This is a genomic window from Chromohalobacter beijerinckii, from assembly GCF_023061185.1.
Lineage (GTDB): Bacteria > Pseudomonadota > Gammaproteobacteria > Pseudomonadales > Halomonadaceae > Chromohalobacter > Chromohalobacter beijerinckii.
On the sequence record NZ_JAKGAK010000058.1, the window covers coordinates 1 to 576 of the forward strand.

Annotated in this window: 1 protein-coding gene; it reads right to left on the reverse strand. The window is 38.5% G+C overall.

Features of this window, described 5'->3' with window-relative positions; all coding sequences use genetic code 11:
• On the reverse strand, positions 1–383 hold a 383-nt coding region (locus tag L1075_RS15670; protein WP_246942769.1), incomplete at its 3' end, for a hypothetical protein.
• Positions 384–576 lie beyond the last annotated feature (193 nt).

Below are 576 nucleotides of genomic sequence, written 5' to 3' on the forward strand. Positions count from 1 at the left end.
TGAGCGGAAAGAACGAGATTTGGGCCGCTACCTGTACCAGGTCGTGTGCCAATGACATTTCCCGTTTTGTCAATGTGAATATTCTTTAATCCATATTCTTGTAATTTTTCTTTGAAATACTCCGCCTTTTTTTCTTCGTGATAGGGAGGGGCGGGAATTTCTGTCATTTCTATTTGTTGTTCGAGAGTCTTTTTATCATCAGCCTTGATGAAGGTTAGTCCTTTTTTCACCTCATAATTTGAGTCTAACGCCTTGTATACTTCTTTTGTATTGGGCTCTAATATTTGGCTGTGATCCTTGTTGAGTTCTGCGCTAGCGATTCCTGGGGAAAGAAAAGCCGTAGCTACTACACCGTATATGATGTTGGGGAATTTCATTTTCATCGTCTTTAAAATCCTTTGTTGTACGTGCTTGTTTTTGAATGTGTCTCTATGCCTTTATGAAGGGTCTATTTGTGTCATCTTGATCTTCAAAATCAAAATTTTCCGCGGTTTATTTTTAATAAAATATGCCTCCTTTTTCAGATTGCCTTGATATTTCTCTGGGTAACGCAATGCCTATTTCAAGCCCTTGATG